Raw genomic sequence first — 8,216 nt, 5'->3', positions numbered from 1 at the left:
TGTAGTCGGTGGCGGTGGCGCTCGTGAATTCGCGGCCGACGACCTTGATGCCCGGCTTTTTCAGACCCTTCGCGAACTCGTCGGCGACGCCCTGGCCATACGTCGTGCGGTCGTCGATGATGGCAATGTTCTTCGCCTTCAGCGTATCGGTCGCGTACTTGCTCAGCGTGCTGCCCAGCTTGGCGTCGCTGGCGACGACGCGGAACGCGCCCGGGAAGTGCTGGCGCGTGTAGACGGGCGCCGTCGTGGCGGGCGAGATCTGCACGATGCCGGCATCGTTGTAGATCTTCGACGCGGGCACCGTCGTGCCGGAATTCAGGTGGCCGATGACGCCGTTGACCTTGGCGTCGACGAGCTTCTGCGCGACGGCCGTGCCCTGCTTGGGATCGGCGCCGTCGTCTTCGGACACGAGCTGCAGCGTGACCTTCTGGTCGTTGACGGTAAAGCCCTTGGCATTCAATTCGTCGATCGCCATGCGCGCGGCGTTCTCGTTGTCCTTGCCGAGGTGGGCGCTGGGACCGGAGATCGGCGCCACGTGGCCGATCTTGACGACTTGCTGCGCACTGGCCGTGCCGGCGAATGCGAGGGCGATGGCGAAGGGGATGAGTTTGGTGGTGACCTGCATGTTCTCTCCAGGATGGAATCGGGCGGCTTTGTATGCACGCAATATGGCGCATGGCAAAGTTACCGCAATTTGCCGTCCGCGCAAAGCGTTGGCTGGGGATGTACGATTGTAGTGCGGCACCGGCGTCAGCTGCGCGTGCGCAGATGCGCCAGTTCCTGTGCGACGGCGCGCGCGACGACCTGCTCGACGGTCAGCTGCAGGCCGTCGCGCAATTCCGTCGCCAGCCGCGTCACGACGTGGTCGAGCACGGGGGCCATGCTGGACCGGACCTGGTCTTCCAGCACCAGCTCGACGCGGTCCTGCAGGCGGTCGAGCACGCGTGCGACGAGGCGTTCCTCGAGCGCGCGCCAGGCGTCGTCGTCGAGTTCGCGGGGGGCCCGCGCTGGCGCGGGCCGCGCTGGCGCGGGCACGGCGCCTGAAGTGGCGGTTTCCGGTCCGGCCGGCGCGGGCGCCGTCTCGGCCACGACTTCCGTCAGGACCGGAATGCTTTCGTCGTTGAAGGGAAGGTCGCTCATGATTGCCCCGCCACGAAATGGGTCAAGGGATAGGACTGCTTCTTGTAGGCGACGTAGCGCGCGCGGCCGGCGGCGGCGTCTTCCTCGTCCGTCGAAATGATCTCGAACACGCGCGCGAACTGGTCGAAGCCGGCCGGCGTGCGGCGCGTCAGGTTCACGAGCATGTCGCGGTGCGGCAGCTCGGCATGCTCGTCGAACGTGACGATCACCGGGGTCTCCGGCGCGAGGGGATCGCCGGCCATCACGTGCGGGATGAAGTCCGTCCCGGACAGCGTCCACAGCGCCTCGTTCAGCGCTTCCGCCTGGGCCGGACTGTCGGCCAGCAGGACAAGCTTCGCGCGCGCCGCGTACGCCTTGCGCGCGAGGCGGCAGGCGTAGCCGAGCTTGTCCGGGATGTTGGTGTGGAAGTCGATCCGGGTCATGGTCGATCGGAATGCGCGTCAGGACTGCATGCCGCTGTGGCGCAGCAGCGCGTCGATCTTCGGTTCGCGGCCGCGGAAGGCCTTGAACGATTCGAGCGCCGGGCGCGAACCGCCCACGGACAGGATCTCGCGGTGGAAGCGTTTACCCGTCTCGTCGAGCAGTTCGCCACCGCCCGCTTCGACGGCTTCTTCGAACGCGGCGTACGCGTCCGCCGACAGCACCTCGGCCCACTTGTAGCTGTAATAGCCGGCCGCATAGCCGCCGGCAAAGATGTGGCCGAACGAATGCTGGAAGCGGTTGAACGACGGCGGGATCAGCACGGCGAACCTGTTGCGCACGTCGTCGACGAGTGCCTGCACGGTCTGCTGGCTGTTCGGGTCGAAGTCGTAGTGCAGGTGCATGTCGATCAGCGAGAACTCGACCTGGCGCAGCGTCTGCATGCCGGACTGGAAGTTCTTCGCCGCGAGCATCTTGTCGTACAGTTCGCGCGGCAGCGGTTCGCCCGTCTTCACGTGCGCCGTCATGCCTTGCAGGACGTCCCACTCCCAGCAGAAGTTTTCCATGAACTGCGACGGCAGCTCGACGGCATCCCATTCGACGCCCGAGATGCCCGATACGGACAGCTCGTCCACTTCCGTCAGCATGTGGTGCAGGCCGTGGCCGAATTCGTGGAACAGCGTGGTCACTTCATCGTGCGTGAACAGCGACGGCTGCAGCTGGCCATCCACTTCCGCCGGCGGCGTGAAGTTGCAGGTCAGGTAGGCGATCGGCGTCTGCACGATGCCGCCCGTCGTCAGGCGACGGCCGCGCGCGTCGTCCATCCACGCGCCCTGGCCCTTGCCCGGCCGTGCATACAGGTCGAGGTAGAACTGCCCGACAAGTTGGGAACCTGAGTGACCGTTCCTTTCGATGCGGTAGAAGCGCACGTCCGGATGCCATACGGGCGCATCGTCCGGCGCGATGGTCACGTCGAACAGTTTCGAGATCAGGCCGAACAGGCCGGCCACGACCTTCGGCTCCGGGAAGTACTGTTTCACTTCCTGCGCGGAGAACGCATAGCGCTTCTCGCGCAGTTTTTCCGATGCATAGGCCACGTCCCAGGCCTGCATGTCGGCGATGCCCAGTTCATCTTTGGCGAACGCGCGCAGCTCTTCCAGGTCCTTTTCGGCGTACGGACGGGCGCGGCGCGCCAGGTCTTCCAGGAACTCGATGACGTGTTCCGGCGTCTCGGCCATCTTCGGTTCCAGCGAGACGTGGGCGAAGCTCTGGAAGTCGAGCAGCTTCGCCTCTTCATCGCGCAGTTTCAGCAACTGGGCGATATTACCCGTGTTGTCCCACTTCTCCAGTTCGGAGAACACGGCGCCCATCTCGGACGCCTTGGTCGCGTTGGCGCGGTAGATCTGTTCGCGCAGCGCGCGCTTGTCGGCGAACTGCAGCACGGGGAAGTACGAGGGGAAGTGCAGGCTGAACTGCCAGCCCGTCTTGCTTTGGCCGGCAGTGCCGGCCCGCTCGGCGGCGGCGCGGGCGGCCGACTTGACGTCGTCCGGCAGGCCGGCCAGATCCGCTTCGTCGGTGACGAGCAGTTTGTAGTCGTTGGTCGCGTCCAGCACGTTTTCCGAGAAGCGCGTGGACAGCTTCGCCTGCTCTTCCTGGATCTCGGCGAAGCGTTCCTTCTGCTTCGGAGGCAGTTCGGCGCCGCCGAGGCGGAAGTCGCGCAGGGCGTTCTCGACGATGCGCTTGCGGGCCGCCGTCAGGTTCACGAAGTCCGGGCTCGCGTGCAGTTGCTTGTACTTGTCGAACAGCGCCTCGTTCTGGCCGAGCTCCGTCCAGAACTCGGTGGTTTTCGGCTGGTTCTCGTTATAGGTGGCACGCAGCTCGGGCGTGTCCATCACGTGGTTCAGGTGGTTGACGACGCCCCAGGCGCGGCCCAGGCGCTCGGTCGCTTCCTCGAGCGGGACGACGAAGTTGTCCCACGTGACGCCGCCCCCGGCCGGCGCTTCGGCCTGCTTGACGGCGTCGCGCGCCTGCGCGATCAACTGCTCGATCGCGGGCGTCACGTGCTCCGGGCGGATCAGGTCGAATCGGGGCAGCCCGGTAAAGTCGAGGAGGGGATTGGTCGTTTCGGTCGTCATGGTTCGCTTCCTTGTGTATTCAATCTCACCGCCATCTTACTCGGGCTGGCCCGTTTCGGGCATTCACGAACTTAGCGCTTCGCGACGCGCTCGGCCGATTCCAGCGTATTCATGAGCAGCATCGTGATGGTCATCGGGCCCACGCCGCCCGGAACCGGGGTGATGTGGGACGCCACTTCCTTGACGCTGTCGAAATCGACGTCGCCGCACAGCTTGCCTTCATCGTTGCGGTTGATGCCCACGTCGATCACGATGGCGCCCGGCTTGACCATGTCGCCCGTCAGCGTGTTGCGGCGGCCGACGGCAGCGACGACGATGTCGGCCTGGCGCGTGTGGTAGGCCAGGTCCGGCGTACCGCTATGGCAGATGGTGACAGTGGCGTTCTGTTGCAAGAGCAGCAGCGCCATCGGCTTGCCGACCGTGTTGCTGCGGCCGATCACGACGGCATGCTTGCCGCGCAGGTTGACGCCCGTCGTCTCGATCAGCTTCATGCAGCCGTACGGCGTGCACGGGCGGAAGCCTTCCAGGCCGGCCATCAGTTCGCCGGCCGACAGCACCGAGTAACCGTCGACGTCCTTGCTGGTGGCGATGGCTTCGATGACTTTCGATGCGTCGATGTGCTTCGGCAGCGGCATCTGCACGAGGATGCCGTGGATGGACGGGTCCGCGTTCAGCGCGGCGATCCGGTCGAGCAGCGCCTGCTCGGCGAAGTCGGCCTCGTATTTTTCGAGCACCGAATGAAAGCCGACGTCGCCGCAGGCCTTGACCTTGTTGCGCACGTAGACGTGGCTGGCCGGGTCGTCGCCGACGATGATCACGACCAGGCCGGGTTTGTGGCCGGCGGCGGTGAGGGTGGCGGCGCGGACGGCGATGTCGGCGCGCAGTTGCTGGGAAAGTTTGACTCCGTCGATCAGTTGGGCGGGCATGGCGGTACTCGTGTGCTGGACAAAAACGAAATTATAAGCGCGCCAGGCCCCTCTGCGACGCGGCGGGCCACGCATTCTCATATATTGCGCGCCACTTCAGTGCATTCATTGTCATATTAAGCGGCGCGTTGGCCGGGGAAGGGGGAAGTGACTACTTTCCTGCGCCGGGCATGTCATTTGCTTTTCATCAGCTCCCAATAAGCTTGTTTTCGGTGTTCAATATCTCTGGCGGGTCGCCGGAGGGCAGATTTCATGCGGTCCGCATCGTTTCTTTTCGCATTATGAAATTGAATATCATATTTTGAAAATTGAGGATTCCACTGGTAGAATCGTCACGCTTTATTCAAGAGATAGTCTTTTTCGCCACCAAACGTCCGTGACGAATCTGGATCGGGTGGGGCACCACACTCAAGGAGACGTAGCAATGTCAGCTCAACTCGACCAGTTGACGGCACAAGCCGCCAACGACCCGGATACGCTCGAGACCAAGGAATGGCTCGACGCGCTCGAAGCGGTTATCGAATTCGAAGGTACCGATCGCGCGCACTACCTGCTGGAGCGCCTGGTCGACCTGGCGCGCCGCCGCGGCGCCCACATCCCGTTCTCGAGCAACACCGCCTACGTGAACACGATTCCGGCCCACCTGGAAGCGCACTGCCCCGGTAACCTGGAATACGAAGAGCGCCTGCGTTCGTGGATGCGCTGGAACGCCATGGCGATGGTCGTCAAGGCCAACCGTTTCGACGGCGACCTCGGTGGCCACATCTCGTCGTTCGCCTCGCTGGCCAACATGCTGGGCATCGGCTTCAACCACTTCTGGCACGCCGAGACCGAAGACCACGGTGGCGATCTGCTGTACATCCAGGGCCACTCGTCGCCGGGCATCTACGCCCGCGCCTTCCTGGAAGGCCGCCTGACCGAAGAGCAGCTGCTGAACTTCCGCCAGGAAGTCGACGGCAAGGGCCTCTCGTCGTACCCGCACCCGAAACTGATGCCGGACTTCTGGCAGTTCCCGACCGTGTCGATGGGCCTGGGCCCGATCATGGCGATCTACCAGGCACGCTTCCTGAAGTACCTGGAAGCCCGCGGCATCGCCAAGACCGACAACCGCAAGGTCTGGGTCTTCTGCGGCGACGGCGAGATGGACGAGCCGGAATCGATGGGCGCGATCGGCATGGCCGCGCGCGAAAAGCTCGACAACCTGGTCATGGTCGTCAACTGCAACCTGCAGCGCCTGGACGGTCCGGTGCGCGGCAACGGCAAGATCATCCAGGAACTGGAAGCGGACTTCCGCGGCGCCGGCTGGAATGTCGTCAAGGTCATCTGGGGCCCGGGCTGGGATGCCCTGCTGGCCAAGGACAAGGACGGCATCCTGCAGCGCGTGATGATGGAAACCGTCGACGGCGAATACCAGAACTACAAGGCGAAGGACGGCGCATACGTGCGCAAGCACTTCTTCGGCAAGCACCCCGAGCTGCTGAAGATGGTCGCGAACATGACCGACGACGACATCTGGCGCCTGACCCGCGGCGGCCATGACCCGCACAAGATCTACGCGGCCTTCAAGAACGCCCAGGAAAACAAAGGGTCCCCGACCGTGCTGCTCGTGAAGACCGTCAAGGGCTTCGGCATGGGCAAGTCGGGCGAGGCGCGCAACACGGCGCACCAGACCAAGAAGCTGGACGACGAAGCGATCCGCGAAATGCGCGACCGCTTCGCCATCCCGATCCCGGACGACAAGCTGGCCGAGATCCCGTTCTTCAAGCCGGCCGACGACGCGCCGGAAATGAAATACCTGCACGAGCGCCGCAAGGCCCTGGGCGGCTACCTGCCGCAACGCCGCCAGCAGGCCGACGAGAAGCTGCCGGTCCCGCCGCTGTCGAACTTCAAGGCCATCACCGACCCGACCGCGGCCGGCCGCGAGATCTCGACGACGCAGGCTTACGTGCGTACGCTGACCGCGCTGCTGAAGGACCCGGGCCTGGGCCAGCGCATCGTCCCGATCCTCGTCGACGAATCGCGCACGTTCGGCATGGAAGGCCTGTTCCGCCAGATCGGCATCTTCAACCAGCAGGGCCAGCTGTACGAACCGGTCGACAAGGACCAGGTGATGTACTACCGCGAAGACAAGGCCGGCCAGATCCTGCAAGAGGGTATCAACGAGGCGGGCGGCATGTGCTCGTGGATCGCCGCGGCGACGTCGTACTCGACGAACAACCGCGTGATGATCCCGTTCTACACGTACTACTCGATGTTCGGCCTGCAGCGCGTGGGCGACCTGGCCTGGCTGGCCGGCGACATCCGCGCCCGCGGCTTCCTGATGGCCGGTACGGCCGGCCGCACGACGCTGAACGGCGAGGGCCTGCAGCACGAAGATGGTCACAGCCACATCATCGCGGCGACCATCCCGACCTGCGTCCCGTACGACCCGACGTATGCGCACGAAGTGGCGGTGATCATCCAGAACGGCCTGCACCGCATGGTGGAGAAGCAGGAGGATGTGTTCTACTACATCACCATCATGAACGAGAACTACGAGCAGCCGGGCCTGAAGGAAGGCCAGGAAGAGGGCATCATCAAGGGCATGTACTTGCTGCAGGAAGGCGAGAAGAACGCCAAGCTGCGCGTACAGCTGATGGGCTCCGRCACCATCCTGCGCGAGTCCGTGTTCGCCGCCGAGCTGCTGAAGAACGACTGGGGCGTCGCCGCCGACGTGTGGTCGTGCCCGTCGTTCACGCTGCTGGCCCGCGACGGTCAGGACGCCGACCGCTGGAACCTGGTGCATCCGGGCGACGCGCCGCGCCTGCCGTACGTGACCCAGCTGCTGCAGGGTTCCGAAGGCCCGATCGTCGCGACGACCGACTACATGCGCCTGTTCGCCGAGCAGATCCGTGCCTACGTCCCGAGCGGCCGCACCTATAAAGTGCTGGGCACCGACGGCTTCGGCCGTTCGGACAGCCGCGCCAAGCTGCGCGAGTTCTTCGAGGTGAACCGTTACTACATCACGGTCGCCGCGCTGAAGTCGCTGGCCGAAGAAGGCAAGATCGACGCGAAGGTGGTGGCCGATGCGATCGCCAAGTATGGCATCGATCCGAACAAGCCGAATCCCGTGACCCAGTAATGCTCTAGCATTGCAGCGTAGGGTGGGCAATCCGTGCCCACCAAATGCCGGCATGACGCAAACAATTGGTGGGCACGGGGTGCCCACCCTACGAGCTAACGATAAGAATACGGAGCTAACACACTATGAGCATTGTGGAAGTCAAAGTCCCCRAYATCGGCGAYTTCAAGGAAGTCGAAATCATCGAACTGATGGTCAAGCCSGGCGACACGATCAAGGTCGACCAGTCSCTGRTCACSGTSGARTCGGACAAGGCCAGCATGGARATCCCGTCSASCCAYGCMGGCGTCGTGMAGGAAYTGAAGGTCAAGGTCGGCGACAAGGTCGGCGAAGGTTCGCTCGTGCTGCTGCTCGAAGAAGCTGCTGGCGCTGGCGCTGGCGCTGCCGCACCGGCTGCTGCTGCACCTGCTCCGGCCGCAGCACCGGCACCCGCCGCCGCACCGGCTCCGGCACCGGCTCCGGCCGCCGCACCGG

Annotated in this window: 7 protein-coding genes; 2 read left to right on the top strand and 5 right to left on the bottom strand. The window is 64.4% G+C overall.

Going from position 1 to position 8,216, the window contains the following annotated elements; translation table 11 throughout:
* The 5 genes from AC1DYX_RS24630 to folD all read right to left on the bottom strand — a co-directional run.
* The coding region (locus AC1DYX_RS24630; protein ID WP_477263763.1) for a branched-chain amino acid ABC transporter substrate-binding protein at positions 1–625 on the bottom strand (625 nt) is incomplete at its 3' end.
* A gap of 125 nt (positions 626–750) precedes the next feature.
* Positions 751–1,140, bottom strand: a complete 390-nt coding sequence (locus AC1DYX_RS24625; protein ID WP_477263761.1) for a hypothetical protein — start codon at positions 1,138–1,140, stop codon at positions 751–753.
* The gene (locus AC1DYX_RS24620) at positions 1,137–1,562 is read right to left on the bottom strand and encodes a DNA polymerase III subunit chi (protein WP_477263759.1); all 426 of its coding nucleotides are present in this window, start codon (positions 1,560–1,562) and stop codon (positions 1,137–1,139) included. Before AC1DYX_RS24620 ends, AC1DYX_RS24625 begins: the two co-directional genes overlap by 4 nt.
* 18 nt (positions 1,563–1,580) lie before the next feature.
* Positions 1,581–3,695, bottom strand: coding sequence for a M3 family metallopeptidase (locus AC1DYX_RS24615; RefSeq protein ID WP_477263757.1), 2,115 nt, complete (start codon positions 3,693–3,695; stop codon positions 1,581–1,583).
* A gap of 71 nt (positions 3,696–3,766) precedes the next feature.
* Entirely contained in the window at positions 3,767–4,621 is an 855-nt protein-coding gene (gene folD, locus AC1DYX_RS24610; protein WP_477263754.1) for a bifunctional methylenetetrahydrofolate dehydrogenase/methenyltetrahydrofolate cyclohydrolase FolD, read from the bottom strand.
* A 424-nt stretch (positions 4,622–5,045) separates the two neighbouring features.
* Between folD and aceE the strand changes: the two genes are divergently transcribed.
* Both aceE and AC1DYX_RS24600 read left to right on the top strand, forming a co-directional pair.
* Positions 5,046–7,742, top strand: coding sequence for a pyruvate dehydrogenase (acetyl-transferring), homodimeric type (aceE, locus tag AC1DYX_RS24605; protein ID WP_477263752.1), 2,697 nt, complete (start codon positions 5,046–5,048; stop codon positions 7,740–7,742).
* 125 nt (positions 7,743–7,867) lie between these two features.
* On the top strand, positions 7,868–8,216 hold a 349-nt coding region (locus AC1DYX_RS24600), incomplete at its 3' end, for a biotin/lipoyl-containing protein (RefSeq protein WP_477263750.1).

This window comes from Massilia sp. P2_C2 (genome assembly GCF_056404615.1).
The sequence above is the reverse complement of the archived record's forward strand: the minus strand, read 5'-3'. Positions and strand labels throughout refer to the sequence as shown.

Coding starts and splice junctions, on each gene's coding strand:
- AC1DYX_RS24625 (WP_477263761.1), bottom strand. CDS start 1,140: ATGAGCGACCTTCCCTTCAACGACGAAAGCATTCCGGTCCTGACGGAA.
- AC1DYX_RS24620 (WP_477263759.1), bottom strand. CDS start 1,562: ATGACCCGGATCGACTTCCACACCAACATCCCGGACAAGCTCGGCTAC.
- AC1DYX_RS24615 (WP_477263757.1), bottom strand. CDS start 3,695: ATGACGACCGAAACGACCAATCCCCTCCTCGACTTTACCGGGCTGCCC.
- folD (WP_477263754.1), bottom strand. CDS start 4,621: ATGCCCGCCCAACTGATCGACGGAGTCAAACTTTCCCAGCAACTGCGC.